20 protein-coding genes are annotated in these 19091 nt (G+C 64.7%); 9 read left to right on the top strand and 11 right to left on the bottom strand.

The window, feature by feature from the left end; all coding sequences use genetic code 11:
* Positions 1 to 7: 7 nt before the first annotated feature.
* The 7 genes from aroA to DL899_RS10955 form a co-directional block, all read right to left on the bottom strand.
* Positions 8 to 1354: a 3-phosphoshikimate 1-carboxyvinyltransferase gene (gene aroA, locus DL899_RS10925; RefSeq protein WP_111734393.1), complete on the bottom strand. Its 1347-nt coding sequence runs from the start codon at positions 1352 to 1354 to the stop codon at positions 8 to 10.
* A 73-nt stretch (positions 1355 to 1427) separates the two neighbouring features.
* On the bottom strand, positions 1428 to 1697 hold the full coding sequence (locus DL899_RS10930) for a hypothetical protein (RefSeq protein WP_162685557.1): 270 nt from the start codon (positions 1695 to 1697) through the stop codon (positions 1428 to 1430).
* Between the two features lie 57 nt (positions 1698 to 1754).
* Positions 1755 to 2708 (bottom strand): 2-hydroxyacid dehydrogenase, encoded by a 954-nt coding sequence (locus DL899_RS10935; protein ID WP_111734395.1) that lies wholly within the window; start codon positions 2706 to 2708, stop codon positions 1755 to 1757.
* Positions 2708 to 3049: a tRNA-binding protein gene (locus DL899_RS10940; RefSeq protein ID WP_111734396.1), complete on the bottom strand. Its 342-nt coding sequence runs from the start codon at positions 3047 to 3049 to the stop codon at positions 2708 to 2710. The genes DL899_RS10935 and DL899_RS10940 overlap by 1 nt, the downstream gene beginning before the upstream one ends.
* On the bottom strand, positions 3042 to 3857 hold the full coding sequence (proC, locus tag DL899_RS10945) for a pyrroline-5-carboxylate reductase (protein ID WP_111734397.1): 816 nt from the start codon (positions 3855 to 3857) through the stop codon (positions 3042 to 3044). The genes DL899_RS10940 and proC overlap by 8 nt, the downstream gene beginning before the upstream one ends.
* A gap of 97 nt (positions 3858 to 3954) precedes the next feature.
* Positions 3955 to 4455: a type III secretion system chaperone family protein gene (locus DL899_RS10950; RefSeq protein ID WP_111734398.1), complete on the bottom strand. Its 501-nt coding sequence runs from the start codon at positions 4453 to 4455 to the stop codon at positions 3955 to 3957.
* Positions 4456 to 4815: 360 nt separating this feature from the next.
* Positions 4816 to 5061 carry an accessory factor UbiK family protein gene (locus tag DL899_RS10955; protein WP_111734399.1) on the bottom strand — a complete coding sequence of 82 codons (246 nt, stop codon included), beginning with the start codon at positions 5059 to 5061 and terminating at the stop codon, positions 4816 to 4818.
* A gap of 99 nt (positions 5062 to 5160) precedes the next feature.
* Between DL899_RS10955 and lgt the strand changes: the two genes are divergently transcribed.
* The 4 genes from lgt (at position 5161) to DL899_RS10975 (ending at position 9354) form a co-directional block, all read left to right on the top strand.
* A complete protein-coding gene (gene lgt / locus DL899_RS10960; RefSeq protein ID WP_111734487.1) occupies positions 5161 to 6051 on the top strand; it encodes a prolipoprotein diacylglyceryl transferase in 891 nt (296 codons plus the stop codon).
* Positions 6048 to 7112, top strand: a complete 1065-nt coding sequence (locus DL899_RS10965) for a class I SAM-dependent methyltransferase (RefSeq protein WP_111734488.1) — start codon at positions 6048 to 6050, stop codon at positions 7110 to 7112. The genes lgt and DL899_RS10965 overlap by 4 nt, the downstream gene beginning before the upstream one ends.
* The gene (gene pgeF / locus DL899_RS10970; protein WP_111734400.1) at positions 7109 to 7864 is read left to right on the top strand and encodes a peptidoglycan editing factor PgeF; all 756 of its coding nucleotides are present in this window, start codon (positions 7109 to 7111) and stop codon (positions 7862 to 7864) included. Before DL899_RS10965 ends, pgeF begins: the two co-directional genes overlap by 4 nt.
* 809 nt (positions 7865 to 8673) lie before the next feature.
* Positions 8674 to 9354, top strand: coding sequence for a Hint domain-containing protein (locus DL899_RS10975; protein WP_162685558.1), 681 nt, complete (start codon positions 8674 to 8676; stop codon positions 9352 to 9354).
* Between the two features lie 55 nt (positions 9355 to 9409).
* Here DL899_RS10975 and DL899_RS10980 read toward each other — a convergent pair whose 3' ends face one another.
* Positions 9410 to 9910 carry an Lrp/AsnC family transcriptional regulator gene (locus DL899_RS10980; protein ID WP_111734402.1) on the bottom strand — a complete coding sequence of 167 codons (501 nt, stop codon included), beginning with the start codon at positions 9908 to 9910 and terminating at the stop codon, positions 9410 to 9412.
* Between the two features lie 229 nt (positions 9911 to 10139).
* Between DL899_RS10980 and trxB the strand changes: the two genes are divergently transcribed.
* Both trxB and DL899_RS10990 read left to right on the top strand, forming a co-directional pair.
* Entirely contained in the window at positions 10140 to 11084 is a 945-nt protein-coding gene (gene trxB, locus DL899_RS10985; protein ID WP_111734403.1) for a thioredoxin-disulfide reductase, read from the top strand.
* Between the two features lie 394 nt (positions 11085 to 11478).
* A complete protein-coding gene (locus DL899_RS10990) occupies positions 11479 to 13191 on the top strand; it encodes a bifunctional sulfate adenylyltransferase/adenylylsulfate kinase (RefSeq protein ID WP_111734489.1) in 1713 nt (570 codons plus the stop codon).
* 40 nt (positions 13192 to 13231) lie between these two features.
* Here DL899_RS10990 and DL899_RS10995 read toward each other — a convergent pair whose 3' ends face one another.
* Complete coding sequence (locus DL899_RS10995; RefSeq protein ID WP_111734404.1) at positions 13232 to 14140, bottom strand: glycosyltransferase family 10 domain-containing protein; 909 nt, start codon at positions 14138 to 14140, stop codon at positions 13232 to 13234.
* A gap of 240 nt (positions 14141 to 14380) precedes the next feature.
* Here DL899_RS10995 and DL899_RS11000 point away from each other — a divergent pair, with 240 nt between their 5' ends.
* Together DL899_RS11000 and DL899_RS11005 are read left to right on the top strand one after the other, a co-directional pair.
* The gene (locus tag DL899_RS11000; RefSeq protein ID WP_111734405.1) at positions 14381 to 14869 is read left to right on the top strand and encodes a flavin reductase family protein; all 489 of its coding nucleotides are present in this window, start codon (positions 14381 to 14383) and stop codon (positions 14867 to 14869) included.
* Between the two features lie 109 nt (positions 14870 to 14978).
* Positions 14979 to 15602: a hypothetical protein gene (locus tag DL899_RS11005; RefSeq protein ID WP_111734406.1), complete on the top strand. Its 624-nt coding sequence runs from the start codon at positions 14979 to 14981 to the stop codon at positions 15600 to 15602.
* A gap of 101 nt (positions 15603 to 15703) precedes the next feature.
* On the opposite strand, the gene groL is transcribed toward DL899_RS11005, so the two are convergent.
* On the bottom strand, positions 15704 to 17353 hold the full coding sequence (groL, locus tag DL899_RS11010) for a chaperonin GroEL (RefSeq protein ID WP_111734407.1): 1650 nt from the start codon (positions 17351 to 17353) through the stop codon (positions 15704 to 15706).
* A 55-nt stretch (positions 17354 to 17408) separates the two neighbouring features.
* The gene (gene groES, locus DL899_RS11015; RefSeq protein ID WP_111734408.1) at positions 17409 to 17711 is read right to left on the bottom strand and encodes a co-chaperone GroES; all 303 of its coding nucleotides are present in this window, start codon (positions 17709 to 17711) and stop codon (positions 17409 to 17411) included.
* 282 nt (positions 17712 to 17993) lie between these two features.
* On the opposite strand from groES, the gene DL899_RS11020 reads away from it, so the two are divergent.
* A complete protein-coding gene (locus tag DL899_RS11020; protein WP_111734409.1) occupies positions 17994 to 18914 on the top strand; it encodes a manganese-dependent inorganic pyrophosphatase in 921 nt (306 codons plus the stop codon).
* Positions 18915 to 19091: the final 177 nt, after the last annotated feature.

The following is a 19091-nucleotide window of genomic DNA, read 5'->3' on the forward strand; positions in this document are numbered from 1 at the left end:
CAGCCGGTCAGTCGCGCCGGATATCCGCACCAAGCCCTTTCAGCAGGGGCTCGAAAACCGGAAACGACGTGGCAATCGGCGTGGCGTCATCAACACTGACGGGTTTTTGCGTCGCGAGTCCCAGCACGAGGAACGACATGGCGATGCGGTGATCGAGCCTTGCGGCGCAGGTGGCCCCGCCCGGCACGTTACCGTGGCCGCGGCCATGTACCGTCCACCAATCCTCGCCCTCGTCGACGCTGACGCCACAGGCGCGCAGGCCCGTCGCCATCGCGTCGATGCGGTCACTTTCCTTGACCCGCAATTCCCTGACGCCGCGCATCATGGTCTGCCCTTCGGCAAAGGCGGCGACGACCGACAGCACCGGGTATTCATCGATCATGCTGGCGGCGCGCTCGGGCGGCACCTCGACCCCGTTCAGGCCGGGTGAAAACCGCGCGCGCAGGTCGGCCACCGGCTCGCCCCCCTCGTCGCGGGGGTTTTCATAGCTCAGATCCGCGCCCATCTCGATCAGCGTGGTAAAGAGCCCGGCGCGCGTGGGGTTCAGACAGATCCCCGGCACCAAGACGTCCGACCCTTCGGTGATCAGCGCGGCACAGACGGGAAAGGCGGCCGAGCTGGGGTCGCGCGGCACCGCGATGGTCTGCGGGCGCAGTTCCGGCTGGCCCGTCAGGGTAATGACCCGGCCCTCATCGATCACCTCGGTGGCTATATGTGCGCCGAACCCCGCCAGCATCCGCTCGGTATGGTCGCGCGTCGCCTCCTTCTCGATCACCACGGTTTCGCCCGGCGCGTTCAGCCCCGCCAGCAGCACCGCCGATTTCACCTGTGCAGAGGGGACGGGCACGGCATAGCGCACCGGCACCGGGTCGGCCGCGCCCACGATGGTCATCGGCAGCCGCCCGCCCGCACGCCCCACCGCCCGCGCACCGAACAGCGCCAGCGGGTCGGTCACCCGCGCCATTGGCCGGGAGTTGAGGCTGGCATCGCCGGTAAAGGTGGCCGAGATGGGCGAGGTCGCCATCGCCCCCATGATCAGCCGCACCCCGGTGCCCGAGTTGCCGCAGTCGATGACCTGTTCGGGCTCGGCAAAGCCGCCGACGCCGACACCGTGCACATGCCAGGTACCGTCATCGTCGCGTGTTACCTCGGCACCAAAGGCGCGCATGGCGCCGGCGGTGTCGAGCACATCCTCACCTTCCAGCAGGCCGGTGATTTTCGTTTCGCCCACGCTCAGCGCGCCCAGGATCAGAGCGCGGTGCGATACCGACTTGTCACCAGGCACATCGGCCTGACCCGAAAGCCCGGTCGAGGCGTGAGAGGTCATTGGGATGGGGGTGCCGTGGCCGGACATGGACGCGCCTTTCCTTGGGTCAGTCGGCAGCGTGATAGTGCAACCTTGCTGCCGGGTAAATCGGGTTCGGGCCTCAGCCCCGCCGCAGCGGCAGGGTGGCGCAGAAAAACGACCCGCCGGTAGACGGCACGACGTCAAAGGTCACCTCGTCCACCCGACAGCCGGCCAGCAGGTCGGCGGTGCCGGCGATTTGCTCGGCCCGGGTTTGGTTGCGCATCCCCGCCGTAACGAAGGTATCGCCGATCTCGCGCCAGAAATCGTGCAGGATCAGACCTGCCCCCGGGCCCACCACCACATGATGCAGCGGCGAGAATTCGCCATTGACCGCGAATGACATTCCCATCTGCCCACCATCCCCTTGTTTGCCCGCGCAATCCATCCGCCTGGACCGGCGCCAGCGTCAGTTCACCAGGTTGGGGGGCGTTTCACCGTTCAGCGCAGCCACCAGGTTGTCGACCGCCATGAATCCCATCTGCTCTCGCACTTCCAACGCGGCGGTGCCCAAGTGCGGCAGAAGCGTGACGTTTTCCATCGCCCTCAGCGCCTCGGGCACCTGCGGTTCATGTTCGTAGACGTCCAGCCCGGCCCCCGCGATTTCCCCCGCCTGCAGGGCCAAGATCAGCGCGGCCTCGTCAACCACGTTGCCCCGCGCAATGTTGATGAAAAAGGCATGCGGCTGCATCTCGGCAAAGACATCCGCCCCGATAAGGTGGTGCGTTTCGGCCCCGCCCGGCACCGCCACGACAACGAAATCCGCCGCCTGCGCCAGCTCTGCCAGCGTTTCCACCCGGGTGGCGGCGAAACTGGTCTCGCGCGCCGAGCGGTTGACGTAAAGCACCTTCATGCCAAAGCCGTAATGACAGCGCCGGGCGATCGCCTGCCCGATCCGGCCCAGGCCGATGATCCCCACCGTCTTGCCGGTCATGTGCAGCCCCAGCAACTGTGTCGGGGTCCAGCCGGCCCACTTGCCCGCGCGCACCAGCCTTTCGCCCTCGCCCGCGCGGCGGGCGGTCATCAGCATCAGCGTCAGCGCGATGTCGGCGGTGGCGTCGGTCACGGCACCCGGGGTGTTGGTCACGGTGATGCCCGACGCCCGCGCCGCCGCCACGTCGATATGGTTGTAGCCGACACCGAAATTGGCCAGCACCTTGCAGCGCGATCCCTCTGCGCCATCGAACACCTCGGCCGTAAAGGCATCGCCAAGCGTCGGCACCACCCCGTCATAAAGCGTCAGCGCGGCCCGCATCTGGCCCGGTTTCAGCGGCGTCCGGTCTTCGCGGACCTCGACCTCGAAGTGTTCCTCGGCGCGGGCGATCACCGCATCGGGATAGCGGCAGGTAAACAGCACGCGCATCAGTGCATCCGCCCCCCTTCGGGCACGTCTTGATCGGGCGAAATCAGCACCACTTCGCCATCGGCGTCGGGCACGCCCAGCACCAGAACCTCTGACATGAAGGGGCCTATCTGGCGCGGCGGGAAGTTGACGACCGCCATCACCTGTTTGCCGATCAGGCCGTCGGGCGTGTAATGCGCGGTGATCTGCGCCGAGCTTTTGCGTTCGCCGATCTCGGGGCCGAAATCGACCCACAGCTTGATCGCGGGCTTGCGTGCCTCGGGAAACGGTTCGGCCCGCACCACCCGGCCAACCCGGATATCGACCTTGAGGAAATCGTCAAAGGTGATCCGGTCAGTCATTGCGCAGCTCCCTCGACCGGTTCGCGGCGGCGGCCACAGTACGTTCCATCAGCGGCGGCAGGCCGGCGGCATCATCCATCAGCACCTCCAGCCCGGCCTGGGTGGTGCCGTTGGGGCTAGTGACGTTGACGCGCAGCTGTGCCGGGGTTTCGTCTGCGGCCTCGGCCAGTGCGCCGGCGCCGGCAACGGTGGCTTTGGCCAGTTGCATCGCCAGATCGGGGGCAAGCCCCTGCGCCTCGCCCGCGCGGGCCATGCATTCGATCATGTGAAAGACATAGGCCGGGCCGGAACCCGAAAGCCCGGTCACTGCGTCCATCTGGTCTTCGCTTTCCAGCCGCACCACCTGGCCCACGGCGCCAAGCAGTTCCTCAGCCGCGGAAAGATCCGCCTCGGTGGCGTGGGCGTTGCCGATGATGGCGGTGATGCCCCGGCCCACCGCCGCCGGGGTGTTGGGCATGGCGCGGACAATCGGCGTACCCTCGCCCATCGCGGCCTCGTAGGCGGCAATCGGAGTGCCCGCAGCGACCGACAGGAACAGCGTGCCGCCCCCGCCCAGCGCCGCCAGCGCGGGCAGCGCATCGCCCATCATCTGCGGCTTGACCGCGACCAACGCAATCGACGGTTTTTGCGGCAGCTTTCCATTGAGCGCGACACCGGTCGAGCGCAGCCAGTCCGACGGGTTGGGGTCAATCACGTGCACCGCGCCCGGCGGCAGCCCCCGGTCAAGCCAGCCGGCCAGCATCGCAGACCCCATCTTGCCGCAGCCCAGCAAGACCAGACCGTCACGCGCCACATCCAAAAGGCTCATCCCGCACCCCTATCTTGCCCCGGCAAATCCGGTGAATCCGGACCAAGTGTTACGCCCGGGCATGCGCGGTTTCAATGGTGGCGTTCAGGGGTGGCGTTCAGGCGCGGCCATACGCCTCTGCCATGGCCACCTGCATGGCGTCGCGCGGGGTGCGGTCGCCCCAGACGGCCAGTTGAAAGGCGGGGTAAAAGCGTTCGGCGCTGTGAACGGCGGTGCCGATCAGCGTATCCACCTGCTCGGGGCAGACACCGCCGGCCCCCGCCATGACCAGCCCGTAACGGTAGACCATCAGCTTTTGCTCGGCCCAATAGGTAAAGGCGCCGGCCCAGCATTTGTCATTGGCCTCGTTCAGGGTCTCGTAGAGAACGGCATGCTTGTCCTCGGGCGGCTCCATCTCGAAGGTGCAGACTAGGCGCAGGGTCTCGTCATAGCCCGACCAGGCCAGGGTGACGGAATAGGTGCGCCACTGGCCTTCGACCGCCATTGCGATCTGGTCGTCGCCAATGCGGTCAAATTCCCAGTCGTGATGTTCGGCCAGATGCTCGACGATATCAATAGGATGCAGGTCGTCGTGCAGGAACTGCTCGGAAAAGGTCATGCCGCCACCTCGTTTTGTTGCATAGCGCCGGGGGTGGACAGCACCCCAAACGCTCGGTGCCTGCTCTAGGATCGGGGGTGTACCCACCTGACCCATACCAGATATGGTGGAGGCATTTGGAATACCTGTAAAGCGATTTGTTGGGGATAACCGCAATAAGTTGGGGATGACACAGAAACGTCATCAAGACGTAATGACGCGTTGCAGCGACAGCGCACCCCGTCCATCGACGAGGGTTTTCGGGCGCAACGCACCCCATGCGGCCCTTGCACGCGCCAGCGCCTACAGGCGGCGCGGCCCGTCGTTCGGAACAGAAGTTGGTGGATCGGTGAGTTGGAAACCCACCCTACGGGCGGGCGGTTATTTCGCGCCCTTTTCCAGCGCCTCGATCCGCGCTTTCAGCGCCTCGTTCTCTTCGCGGGCCTTCTGGGCCATGGCGCGGACGGCGTCGAATTCCTCGCGAGTGACGAAATCGCGGTCGGCAAGCCAGCGGTCGATCATCGACTTCATCGCCGTCTCGGCCTCTTCCCGTGCGCCCTGGGCCACGCCCATGGCGTTGGTCATCAGTTGACCTAGATCGTCAAGAACCTTGTTGCGGGTCTGCATGGGGATTGCTCCGGCGTTACCTTTGCACTCTATATGGCGACCGAAGGCCGGACCCGCAAGGTTGACTTGCCCGCACCCGGCACAGCACGAGAGGCAGACATGCAGGCAGCGATCCCCTTTCCCGACATCTCGCCCGAGATATTCACCTTGCCGGTCTTCGGTTTCGAGCTGGCGCTGCGCTGGTACGCGCTGGCCTATATCGTCGGCATCCTGATCGGCTGGCGTCTGGTGGTCGCGGCGGTGCGCCGGCCGCGCCTTTGGCGGGGCGGGAACCCGGCCATTACCGAGCCCCAGGTCGAGGATCTGCTGACCTGGGTGATCCTGGGCGTGATCCTGGGCGGGCGGCTGGGTTTCGTCCTCTTTTACAACCCGGCCTATTTCGCTGCCCATCCCGGCGAGATCCTGATGATCTGGCAGGGCGGCATGTCGTTTCACGGCGGGCTGTTGGGGGTGATCACCGCCTGCGTCGTCTATTCCTGGCGTCAGCGCATCGCCTGGTTGTCGGTGGCGGACGTCTTGTGCATGGCTACACCGCCGGGGCTGTTGCTGGGGCGGATCGCCAATTTCATCAATGCCGAGCTGTGGGGCCGGCCCACCGACCTGCCCTGGGGCGTGATCTTTCCCGGTGAGATGGCGCAGTACTGTCCCGGCATCGTCGGCGCCTGCGCGCGCCATCCCTCGCAGCTTTACGAGGCCGGGCTTGAGGGTTTGCTGCTGGGCACGGCTCTGATCGTCATGGCGTTCAGGGGCGGCTCATTGGCGCGACCCGGGGCGCTGACAGGGGTGTTCTTTGCCGGCTATGGCCTTGCGCGTTTCCTGGTCGAGTTCGTACGCCAGCCGGACGCCCAGTTCGTGACAGAGGGCAACCCGCTGGGGCTGGCCCTGCGCGTGCAGGGCTACGGGCTGACGATGGGGCAACTCCTGTCACTGCCGATGATCGCGCTGGGTCTGTGGCTGTTGTTGCGCGCCCGCGCCCGGGCGGCAGCATGACCCCACTGGGGCAAAGGCTGGCGCGCCAGATCGCCGCCAGTGGGCCGATGACGGTGGCCGACTACATGGCCGCCTGCCTGGGCGATCCCGAGCACGGCTATTACACCACCCGCGACCCGCTGGGCGCCGGGGGCGATTTCACCACCGCGCCCGAGATTTCGCAGATGTTCGGCGAACTGGTCGGGCTGGCGCTGGCGCAAGGCTGGTTGGACCAGGGCGCGCCGGCCCCCTTTGCCCTGGCCGAGCCGGGGCCGGGGCGGGGAACGCTGATGGCCGACATCCTGCGCGCCACCCGCGCGGTGCCGGGCTTTCACGACGCGCTACGGCTGCACCTTGTCGAGACATCTCCGGCGCTGCGGCAGGCGCAGGCGGCGACGCTGGGGCGCGATGACATCACCTGGCACGACAGCATCACCGCCCTGCCCGACCTGCCGCTTTTCCTGGTCGCCAACGAGTTTTTCGACGCGCTGCCGATCCGGCAGGCGGTGCGCGAGGGCGCGGCGTGGCGCGAACGGGTGGTGGGGCTGCGTGACGGCGCACTGTGCCTGGGGCTGAGCGACCCCACGCCGCTGCCGCAACTGGCGCACCGGCTGGAAGACACCAGAGATGGCGACATCGTCGAATTCTCACCCGCGGCCGAGGCCATCGCGGCCGAGATCGGCCCCCGAATCGCCACGCGAGGCGGGGCCGCGCTGATCGTCGATTATGGTGACTGGCGCTCGCTGGGCGACACGCTGCAGGCGGTGCGCAGGCACGAACATGCCGACCCGCTGGCCGAGCCGGGAGAGGCCGATTTGACCGCGCATGTGGATTTCGAGGCGCTGGCGCAGGCCGCCCAGCCCTGTTCCGCCAGCCGGCTGACGCCGCAGGGCGTGTTTCTGGAACGGCTGGGCATCACCCAGCGAGCACAGGCCCTGGCGCGCGGGCTGACCGGCGCAGAGCTGGAGACGCATGTCGCCGCGCATCGGCGCTTGACCCACCCGGCCGAAATGGGGACTCTGTTCAAGGTGATGGCGCTGTTTCCCAAGACCGCAACCCCGCCACCCGGACTGGACGCATGACACTGGAAATTCTCACCGCCGACTGCCTCGCACCTCTGCGGCACGGGTTCTTTACCCGGCGCGGCGGGGCGTCGTCGGGCATCTTCGCCGGGCTCAACTGCGGCCTCGGCTCCAGCGACCAGGCCGAAATCGTGCAGATCAACCGCGCCCGCGTTGCCGACGCGATGGCCGTGCCCCCGGAGGCGCTGATCACCGTGCATCAGGTGCATTCGGCTGAGGTGGCGGTGATCGATGGCCCCGCCCCCGGCCGCCTGACCGCCGACGCGATGGTCACCGACCGGCCCGGGCTGGCGCTGGCGGTGCTGACCGCCGACTGCCAGCCGGTGCTGTTTGCCGACGCGCAGGCCAGCGTGATCGGCGCCGCGCATGCCGGCTGGCGCGGGGCGCTTGACGGGGTACTTGACGCCACGCTCGACACGATGGAACGGCTGGGCGCGAACCGCAGCGACATCCGCGCGGCGATCGGGCCGACGATCAGCCAGGCGGCCTATGAGGTGGGCCCCGAGTTCCTGGATGATTTCATGGCCGAGGACCCCGACAACCACCGTTTTTTTGCCAACGGCAACGAGGGCCGCTATCAGTTCGACCTGCCCGCCTACGGGCTGCATCGCCTGCGCAGCGCCGGTATCGGGCACGCGGAATGGACGCGGCACTGCACCTATTCCGACGCCGGGAGATTCTATTCCTATCGCCGCGCGACCCACGCGGCCGAGGCGGATTATGGCCGGCTGTTGTCGGCGATCCGCCTGTGAAATTGGGCAAGGTCTGGGCAGGAATACGCCCACTTTGTCCGTAGACGGCACCGGCTATTACCGCGTTCATCGGATTTGCAACAGTTTTTCAATACCTTGCGAAAATGCACGCGTGGATTGTGCGGCCCAAGAATAGCGACGACGTTTCCCGGCTATTCCCATCTCTTGGCCCAATCTTTGCCCCAAACCACGACAATACTGCCGCCATACAAGCGAAGGCCACAGGCCAACGGTAACAAGTACTGAAGAGGAGCGCGGAGATGAGGACTCGGTGGATGAAATCGGTCATTGAGACCAGCAAACAAGCTGCAACGCCGATGCCATTTCAGCGCGGCAAGCGCCGCTCTACCCGCCACGACGCCATTCTCAAGACCGTCAGCGTCGCCTGACAGCAGGACCCGTTCCCTGCACTGAGTTAACTTCATAAACTGGATTTTCGAATCGCCGATTCATCAATTGTGGCAAAAGCGTTGATTGCGGAAAAACAGTCGGCGCATCGCTGCATGATTGTCGGCAAGGTCATTACAATAATAGCTGAAATTTGACTAAACTGGGGCAATTGCGCCATTTGTTTGGCATCTGAACACATCTAGCAACGTAAGCAGTAACAAGTCCTTCTGTCGTTGTCGGTGGGGGCCGACGCGGTTGAGACTACCTTTAGAGGTGACTCGATCATGGTGACCCCTTCCTATGCCGCGCGGGCATATGCCGCGCGTGTTCCGTCCAATACTTCGTCCGCTTTCTCAGGCCGTAGTTCTGCATCGGCGCGCGCCGCAACGGCCAGACAGCCCACACGAAAGCCTCTGGTCATGCGGAAATATCGCATCTCCGCGCTTCTGAACGATGGCCAGGTGCGCCAATCCGAACAGATCGGCCCGGCCATTCCGGCCTTTGAAGGGGCATTTTCCGCCTTTGCACACGGTACGCTGATCGCCACCACCCGCGGCCCCGTCCCGGTCGAGGACCTTGTGCCGGGGATGAAGCTGGCCACCAAGAACCACGGCGCCCTGCAACTGCAATGGGTCGGCGCAATGACGCTGGTGCCGCGTTGCGACAAGTTTCCCGATGGCTCCAGCCTGACCCGGATCACCGCCGACAGCTTTGGCTTTGGCCGGCCGCAGACTGACATCATGGCCGGCCCCGGCGCGCGCTTCATGCTGCGGCCACCGCGGCTGTTCGACAAGATCATGGGCGACCATGCGCTTACGCCTGCCTCGCACATGGTTGATGGTGTCAACGCGATAGAGATCGTGCCGCCGCGCCCGGTGACCGTCTATCACCTGTGCCTGCGCCGCCACGCGATCATCACGGCCAACGGAATGGAAACCGAAAGCTATCACCCCGGCGTCGGGTTCGAACGCAACATGGGGCCCAAGATGCTGGACCTGTTCATGTCCTTCTTTCCGCATGTGAAACGGCCGCGCGACTTTGGCCCGCTGGCCTGTCAGCGCCTGCCGCTGAACGACGCCGCGCAGGCGGACGTCGCCTGACGGCAGGACAGGTGTCACGGCAAGCAAGGAGGGCCGATCCGCGGCCCTCTTTGCGTTACGCGGACTGGCTCAGCCGTTCTTCTAGCACATCGAAGGGCACGCCGGGTTCATCCTTGGCGCAGCGGATGACCAGCGAGGTCTTGACGCTGGCCACGTTGTCGGCCGCGGTCAGTTCCTCGGTCAGGAACCGCTGAAAGGTGGACAGGTCGGGCGCCACGCATTTCAGCATGAAATCGACCTCGCCGTTCAGCATGTTGCATTCGCGCACCAGCGACCAGGCGCGGCAGCGGTCCTCGAACGCCGACAGGTCTGCCTCGGCCTGGCTTTGCAGCCCGACCATGGCGTAGACCTGCACCTCGAACCCCAGTTCGCGCGCATCGACCTCGGCATGATAGCCGCGGATGTAACCGCTTTCTTCCAGCGTGCGCACCCGGCGCAGGCAGGGCGGCGCCGAGATGCCCACGCGGCGGGCCAGTTCGACATTGGTCATGCGACCGTCGGCCTGCAGTTCGGCCAGTATCTTGCGGTCGATCTCGTCCAGTCGGGTGGCGGGCATATCCCCTCCTTGAATTCGCGATTGTTATAGCATTGCCGCCGGCGCGCGCAATATTATTTCGCGCATGCGCAAGATCGTTTCGAATGGCCATAGCGACGCGCCCCGGACACGTATTGCCTGCGGGCCGCCGAGGGCGGGCTTTCACCCGGTCGCCGGCGCCGCTATATCTCGCAGCCGACTCGTCCAGACAAGACCCACCCTGATACGAACTGATCAAAGGTTGCCCCTCATGCCCGAGCCCCGCCACACCAAATGCCTGATCATCGGCTCCGGCCCTGCCGGATACACCGCCGGCATCTATGCCGCGCGGGCGATGCTGGAACCGCTGCTGGTTCAGGGGATCGAACCGGGCGGACAGCTGACCACCACCACCGAGGTCGAGAACTGGCCCGGCGATACCGAGGTGCAGGGCCCCGACCTGATGGTCCGGATGGAGGCGCACGCCCGCGCGATGGGCTGCGAGATCGTGGGCGACATCATCACCGATCTCGACACCGACAGCAGGCCGTTTCGCGCCACCAGCGACAGCGGCACCACATATACCGCCGACGCCGTGATCATGGCCACCGGCGCAACGGCCAAGTGGCTGGGGCTGGAAAGCGAAGAGAAATTCAAGGGCTTCGGTGTCTCGGCCTGCGCCACCTGCGACGGGTTCTTTTACCGCGGGCAGGAAATCGTGGTCGTGGGCGGTGGCAACACCGCCGTCGAAGAGGCGCTCTTTCTGACCAATTTCGCCTCGAAGGTGACGCTGATCCACCGCCGGGACGAGTTGCGCGCCGAAAAGGTGCTGCAAAACCGGCTGTTGAAAAACCCCAAGATCGAGCCGCTATGGTTTCACGAGATCGACGAGATACTGGGCGACCAAGACCCCAAGGGTGTGACCGGCGTCAGGGTCAGGAACACCCAGACCGGCGAGACCAGTGAGATCCCCTGCAAGGGTGTGTTCATCGCCATTGGCCACGCGCCGGCCAGCGAGTTGGTCAAGGGCAAGGTCGAGATGCATCACGGCGATTACGTCAAGGTCGCGCCGGGCGCCACGCAGACCTCGATATCCGGCCTCTTTGCCGCCGGCGACCTGACCGATCACGTCTACCGCCAGGCGGTGACCAGCGCCGGCATGGGCTGCATGGCGGCGCTGGACGCGGAACGGTTCCTGGCCGAACAGCAGGATTGACCGGCGCGCGCCACGGGTCCCACCCCAAAAATGCAAAACGGCGCGGGCATTACCGCGCCGTTCGTTCATGTTGTTCGGTATCTATGATGTCGTCACGGTTTAGCAGCTGACACTGCCAAATCCGCAAATCAGGAGAATTTCACAGCCTCTCTTGATAAGGAAGCACAAGACATTTCCATCACCGAGCGGAATGGAAAATTCATCTCCCAGCCTTTGCAACATCGACAAACCTTCCCCGGCATATCGCCATTCGAGACGCGGTTTTTCCGCCGCAGTCTGCCACTTTGACCCTTGCCGCCTTGAAACCCGGTGCCAAGCGGGTCTATGGCGCCCCTGACACCGGGTCCGGCGCTGCGGGCCTAATCCGCCCAACCGAATTACGACGAGTATGAAAATGTCCCATTCCAACCTCGCCCCCATCCCCGAACTATACGTCTCCTACGAGTCCGCGCAAAAGCTGAAGGTCGAGGCGGCTGACCTGATCAGCTGGGACCTGACCCCGCGGCAGATCTGCGATCTGGAGCTGCTGATGAACGGCGGGTTCAATCCGCTGAAGGGGTTCATAACCCAAGCCGATTATGATGGCGTGGTCGAGAACATGCGCCTGGCCGACGGCACCCTGTGGCCGATGCCGATCACGCTGGACGTGTCCGAGGAATTCGCCAAGGGCATCGAGCTGGGCCAGGACATCGCCCTGCGCGACCAGGAGGGGGTGATCCTGGCGACACTCACCGTCACCGACCGCTGGACGCCGGACAAGGCGCGCGAGGCCCAAAAGGTGTTTGGTGCCGACGACAGCACCCACCCGGCGGTGAACTATCTGCACAACACCGCCGGACCGGTTTACCTGGGCGGCCCGGTGACCGGCATCCAGACACCGGTGCATTATGATTTCCGCGCCCGCCGCGACACGCCCAACGAGTTGCGCGCGCTGTTTCGCAAGCTGGGCTGGCGCAAGATCGTCGCCTTCCAGACCCGCAATCCCCTGCACCGCGCACACCAGGAGCTGACCTTTCGCGCCGCCAAGGAGGTCGAGGCCAACCTGCTGATCCACCCGGTCGTCGGCATGACCAAGCCGGGCGATGTTGATCACTTCACCCGCGTGCGCTGTTACGAGGCGGTGCTGGACAAGTACCCCGGCTCGACCACCACGATGAGCCTGCTGAACCTGGCGATGCGCATGGCCGGCCCGCGCGAGGCGCTGTGGCATGCGCTGATCCGGCGCAACCACGGCTGCACCCACTTCATTGTCGGGCGCGACCATGCCGGCCCGGGCAAGAACAGCAAGGGCGATGATTTCTACGGCCCCTACGACGCGCAGGATATGGTGCGCGCCCACCAGGGCGAGATCGGCATCGAGATGGTGCCGTTCAAGCACATGGTCTATGTTCAGGAACGCGCCCAGTACGAGCCGGTGGACGAGATCGAGGACCGCGACAACGTCACCATCCTCAACATCTCGGGGACCGAATTGCGCCGCCGCCTGCGCGAGGGGCTGGAAATCCCCGACTGGTTCAGCTTTCCCGAGGTGGTGGAACAGCTGCGCCGCCGTTATCCGCCGCGCAGCCAGCAGGGCTTCACCGTTTTCTTCACCGGCTTTTCGGGGTCGGGCAAGTCGACCATCGCCAACGCTTTGATGGTCAAGCTGATGGAGATGGGCGGCCGGCCGGTGACGCTGCTCGATGGCGACATCGTGCGCAAGAACCTCTCTTCCGAGCTGGGCTTTTCCAAGGAGCACCGCGACCTCAACATCCGCCGCATCGGCTATGTCGCAAGCGAAATCACCAAGAACGGCGGCATTGCGCTATGTGCCCCGATCGCGCCTTACGCCACCACCCGCCGGGCAGTGCGCGAGGATGTCGAGCAATACGGCGCCTTCGTCGAGGTCCATGTCTCGACCTCGCTCGAGGAATGCGAACGCCGCGACCGCAAGGGGCTCTACAAGCTGGCGCGCGAGGGCAAGATCAAGGAATTCACCGGAATTTCAGACCCGTACGACGTGCCTGAAGACCCCGAACTGCGCGTCGACACCGAAGGTCATGACGTCGACAACTGCGCCCATCAGGTCATTCTCAAGCTCGAACAGATGGGCCTTATCGCGGGGTGATCCCGTTCGCCATTGCCGGCGACACACGGAACCGGCGGGGTCAGGCCCCCGCCGGCCGGGGATGCGGCGGCACCAGCTGGTCCGTCAGCACCGCGCGGGCGGCGCGTTCGAATATGTCGCCATAGGCGGCCGCCTGTTCCTGCGCCGCCAGCAGGCCTGGCAGCCGTGCGGCATAGTCGGCCTCTGACATCAAAGCGATGGCCGCCAGTATCTCGGCTTCGGTCTCGCACAGGATCATGCCCGAGACATCCATGAAGTCGGCAATGTTGGGGCAACCCCAATAGATCGGCACCGTCCGGCACAGCACCGCATCGATCAGCTTTTCGGTAAAGAAATTGCGCTCTCGCACATTCTCGATCACCACTGAATAGCGATAGGGGGCAAGCCCCTCGGCCTTGGCACCAAAGGGGGTGTAGCCACGGCCCATGACCTCGACATCGAGGCCGTCGCGGCGCACGGCCTCGACCATGCGGTGACGCAGCTCGTGCCCCTCTTGCGACCGCTTCGCCGACGCGATGAGTGAACACATGGCGCGCTTGGTCATGTCGCGCTCGCGCCATTCCGGCACCCAGCTTGTGCCGTAGGGAAAGAATATGCCGTTGGGCAGACGCGCAAGCAGCGTCTCGTTATAGCTCAGGATTCGGTGATAGCGCCCGGCCCGGCGCACCGCGCGGCGCTGGCGCGCACCGTGAATCACCTCGGGCTCGGCCATGACGACCGACATCTGCACCCGCGTACCCCGCCGCAACCGTGGTCGCATCAGGTCCTGGGCCAGGCCGACCAGGTGATCCTGCGCCCCCATATCGGCCAGTGTGGCGCCGGGATGCGACAGCCTTTCGGGCCGGCCGAGCGGCCAGAACAGCGCATCCAGCGCCACCCGCCCCAGCCCGAACAGGCCCGGCCGGGTGGCGGGCGGCAAAAAGGCCACGGCAGAAGAGGTGTCAGGCATTGGCGGCTCCGGTTCAGGCCGGGGTGATAGGGACAATCGCGGGCAAGGGCAATCAGTTGCCTGCAGGGGGGCGCGTGATGCATGCAGGCCGATGCCGAAACCGCCCCGCTTGCTGCCTCCTTTACCGGCAGGCATTTGCCCACTATCTCTACACCTGCAAACCGGCCCGCGCCGTAATAGGAGACCGCCCCCCTTGGCAGCCAACGCGCCCAAGCGCCCCGCACAGAGAACCGCCCGCCGATGACGGTGGCGCGCGGGGCCTTTGTCGCGGCGATGCGCCAGGTCGCGGCCACGGTGACCGTCGTCACCACCGACGGGCCCGCGGGAATGGCCGGCGCCACCATCAGCGCGTTTACGTCGTTGTCGGCCGATCCGCCCTCTGTCCTGGTGTGCCTGCGTGACGACAGCCGCATCGCCCGCGCGGTCGAGGAAAACGGGGTCTTTTGCGTCAACGTCCTGCCCGAGGACGCGGTTGACCTGGCGCGGGCCTTTGCGGGCAGGTTCGACGAACGGATGCCCAACCGCTTTGCCGGGCTCGATGTTTCGGAAACCCGTTTCGGGCCGATCCTGCCCCGCGCCACGGCATTTACCTGCGAACTCGGTCACCGGCATGTCCACGGCAGCCACGCCATCTGTATCGGCAACGTCACCGACATCTTTGACGCCGGGGAAAAACCGCTGACCTACATGCGCGGCACCTACCACATTGTCCGGCCCAAAAAGGCGTAACGGCAGGTTCGGCGACCGATATTTGCCGTCAAATCATGCGCGCAGGGCCACATTGTCGCCGGTTTTTTCTGGCCAACTGATTCAATTATTTTTTATCGGGGTCCGTGAAATGGGGCAGCGCGAACACGTCTACGAGGGCGATTGGGGAACGGTTACGCTGATGCGGTCGCCGATGGGCCTGACCGCACGCGAAAGGTCGAACCGCTTCCGCCTGGAGGCCATGTCGGAACTTGTCCTGCGCCTGACCGGCGGGCTGACGGTCGCGGCATCGACGATGCTATGGCTTGTGCTGCCGATGGAATCGGGAAGCGACCAGGCGCTGCCGCACGGGATGCTGGCGGCGATCTGCACCGCCACCGGGCTGGCCGTTTATGCCTATGGCACCCGGGGCTTTCGGCGCCAGATGGCGCTGGATGCCAAGCGCGGCACGCTGGCGCTGACCAAGATCAACATGAACCACCGCGGACGGGTGATGCGCAGCATCAACCTGGACGATATCGAAAGCCTGTTCCTTCGCCGGCCATCGACACCGATGGGCCAGGCGTCGCTGTGCGTGCGTGTGGCCGGGCATCACACGCCACTGCTGGCGCTGACGGGCGCGCAGCAGGAACTGGAGCATATCCATCGCCACCTGTGCGATATCGTCCATGACAACGGTCCGCACAGGGGTTTCTTTTCCGTCACCGCGCGCAACGGTGATGCGGCACAGTCCGTGCGGCCGACACGCGCCTGACCTCTGCCCCGGCCGCACCCCCGCAACACAACAACCCCCGAACATGAAAAGGGCCGCCCCAAAGGGCGGCCCCGTTATTGTCGTACTCTGCGCGGGCAGGCTTACATCATGCCGCCCATGCCGCCCATGCCGCCCATGTCAGGCATGCCGCCACCGGCAGCGCCTTCTTTCTGCGGCTTGTCGGCGACCATCGCCTCGGTGGTGATCAGCAGACCGGCGATCGAGGCGGCATCCTCGAGCGCGGTACGCACCACCTTGGCCGGGTCGATGACGCCAAAGGCGAACATGTCCCCGTATTCCTCGGTCTGGGCGTTGAAACCGAACTTGAGGTCGTCCGACTCGCGGATCTTGCCGGCAACGACCGAACCGTCAACGCCGGCGTTATCGGCGATCTGACGCAGCGGCGCCTCGAGCGCACGGCGCACGATGACGATACCGTTGGTCTGGTCGCTGTTGGCGCCGGTCAGACCTTCGAGGCCCTTGGCAGCCTGCACCAGGGCGACACCGCCGCCGACGACGATACCTTCCTGCACCGCGGCGCGGGTGGCGTTCAGCGCGTCATCGACGCGGTCCTTGCGCTCTTTCACCTCGGTTTCGGTCATGCCGCCCACGCGGATGACGGCAACGCCGCCGGCCAGCTTGGCAACACGTTCCTGCAGTTTTTCACGATCATAGTCCGAAGTGGTGTCTTCGATCTGCTGACGGATCTGGGCGACGCGGGCCTCGATCTCGGCCTTGTCGCCGGCACCGTCGACGATGGTGGTTTCGTCTTTGGTGATCGCGATCTTCTTGGCCTTGCCGAGCATGTCCATGGTGACATTCTCGAGCTTCATGCCCAGGTCGTCGCTGATTACCTGACCGCCGGTCAGGATGGCGAGGTCCTGCAGCATGGCCTTGCGGCGATCGCCAAAGCCCGGTGCCTTGACGGCAGCAACCTTGAGCCCGCCGCGCAGCTTGTTGACCACCAGCGTGGCCAGCGCCTCGCCTTCGACGTCTTCAGCAATGATCAGCAGGGGTTTTTGCGACTGGATGACCGATTCCAGCAGCGGCACCATCGGCTGCAGCGAGCTGAGTTTCTTCTCGTGCAGCAGAACCAGGCAGTCCTCGAGTTCGGTGGTCATCTTGTCAGCATTGGTGACAAAGTAGGGCGACAGGTAGCCACGGTCGAACTGCATGCCTTCGACCACTTCGGTGTCGGTTTCCAGGCCCTTGTTCTCTTCGACGGTGATGACGCCGTCATTGCCGACTTTCTGCATCGCGTCAGCGATCATCTGGCCGATTTCGGCCTCGCCGTTGGCAGATACGGTGCCGACCTGTGCGACTTCGCCGCTGTCCTTGACTTCGCGCGCAGCCGCCTTGATGGCTTCGACGACCTTGGTGGTGGCCAGGTCGATACCGCGCTTGAGGTCCATCGGGTTCATGCCCGCGGCCACGGCCTTCATGCCTTCCTTGGCGATGGCCTGAGCCAGCACGGTGGCGGTGGTGGTGCCGTCGCCGGCCTCGTCATTGGTGCGCTGGGCCACTTCCTTGACCATTTGCGCGCCCATGTTCTCGAACTTGTCTTCCAGTTCGATTTCCTTGGCGACCGAAACACCGTCCTTGGTGATGCGCGGCGAGCCAAAGGATTTGTCGAGGACCACGTTACGACCCTTGGGGCCGAGGGTCACGCGCACGGCATCGGCCAGCACGTTGACGCCGCGCATCATGCGATTGCGGGCATCGGTGTCAAATTTGACGTCTTTTGCAGACATGTCAGTTGCTCCTGAAGTCTTGTTATCTTGGGTTCAGTTCACGATCCGGGCGCGATCAGGCGGCCTTGCCGCTTTCCATGATGCCCAGAATGTCGCTTTCCTTCATGATCAGCAGCTCTTCACCGTCGAGCGTGATCTCGGTGCCCGACCATTTGCCGAACAGGATGCGATCGCCTGCCTTGACGTCCGGTGCAATCCGGTCGCCGTCTTCGTCGCGCGCACCGGCGCCGACGGCCACGATTTCGCCTTCCTGGGGCTTTTCCTTGGCGGTGTCGGGAATGATCAGCCCGCCCGAGGTCTTTTCTTCGCTCTCGACGCGGCGGACAAGCACGCGGTCATGCAGAGGTTTAAATGCCATGTCTTTGGCTCCCTGGCTCAAAGTTTCTCCGAAATGGCCCTCTCCCCGGGCCATCAGCACTCACATCAGGAGAGTGCTAACAGCGCTTAGCTAGGCATTGCAAATGGGGGTGTCAACAAGCGCGTCCACAATTTTTTGAACGGCGCTCTTCGCCGCGTCCCGCCCCCGGCGGCACAGGTATCGCGCGCGAAAATGACGCCGCGTTGCGGCAAAAATAATGACATCGCCCAGACACGCGCCTATAAGGCGCCCAAATTACCATATTCGACAGGACAATCACGCATGACCACCCTCGTCTTTGGCCACAAATCGCCTGACACGGATTCCACGGGATCGCCCATTCTCTGGGCGTGGTATCTCAACGAAGTACGCGGCGAGAAAGCCGAAGCGGTGCTGCTGGGCGAACCCAACACCGAGGCCGCCTTCATGTTGAAACGCTGGGATCTGCCCAAGCCGCGAATCATCAAAACGCTGGCCGAAGGGCAACCCTGCGTCATCGTCGACACCAACAACCCCGCTGAACTGCCCGAGAACGTCAACGACGCCGACGTGCGCGCCATCATCGACCATCACAAGCTGGCCGGCGGGCTGGAAACCAAGGCACCGATCAACATCACCGTGCGGCCGCTGGCCTGCACCGCAACGATCATGATCGACCTGATGGGCGCCGACGCCGAAAAGATGCCCGACTGGGCCAAGGGCGCGGCGCTGACCTGCATTCTCAGCGATACGCTTGAATTCCGCTCGCCCACCACCACGGCGCATGACCGCGAAGTGGCTGAACGACTGGCCGCCGACCTTGGCCTGTCGATCCCCGACTACGCGGCAGAAATGTTCGCCGCCAAATCCGACGTTTCGGCCTTTTCCGATGCCGAACTGCTGCGGATGGATTCCAAGGAATACAAGGTCGGCGACAAGAGCTTCCGCGTCTCGGTTCTGGAAACCACCACCCCGGCGATGGTGCTGGACCGCAAGGCCGGGCTGATGGCGACGATGGAAACCGTCGCCGCCGAGGACGGCGTCGATCAGGTGCTGCTGTTCGTGGTCGACATCCTCCGCGAAGAGGCGACGCTGCTGGTTCCCAACGACCTGGTCAAAACGGTCGCCGAGAAAAGCTTTGGCGCCAAGGTTTCGGGCGACACCGTGCTGCTGCCCGGGGTCATGAGCCGCAAAAAGCAGATCATCCCCAACCTGGCGGTCTGATACCGGCCAAAGGACTGACAAGGGGCGCCTGCGGGCGCCCTTTTCTTTGGTGGTGCCCGCAGACCGTGTTGGTCGGCCATGCGGGACGAAAGTCTTTTTCACTGCGGCTGCTTTACTGCGGCGGCGCGAATGTCTGCTTATCCCAGCACCAGTCCGCCTCACCTTCCATCAGATGTT

Source organism: Roseovarius amoyensis (genome assembly GCF_003260265.1).
Taxonomy (GTDB): domain Bacteria; phylum Pseudomonadota; class Alphaproteobacteria; order Rhodobacterales; family Rhodobacteraceae; genus Roseovarius; species Roseovarius amoyensis.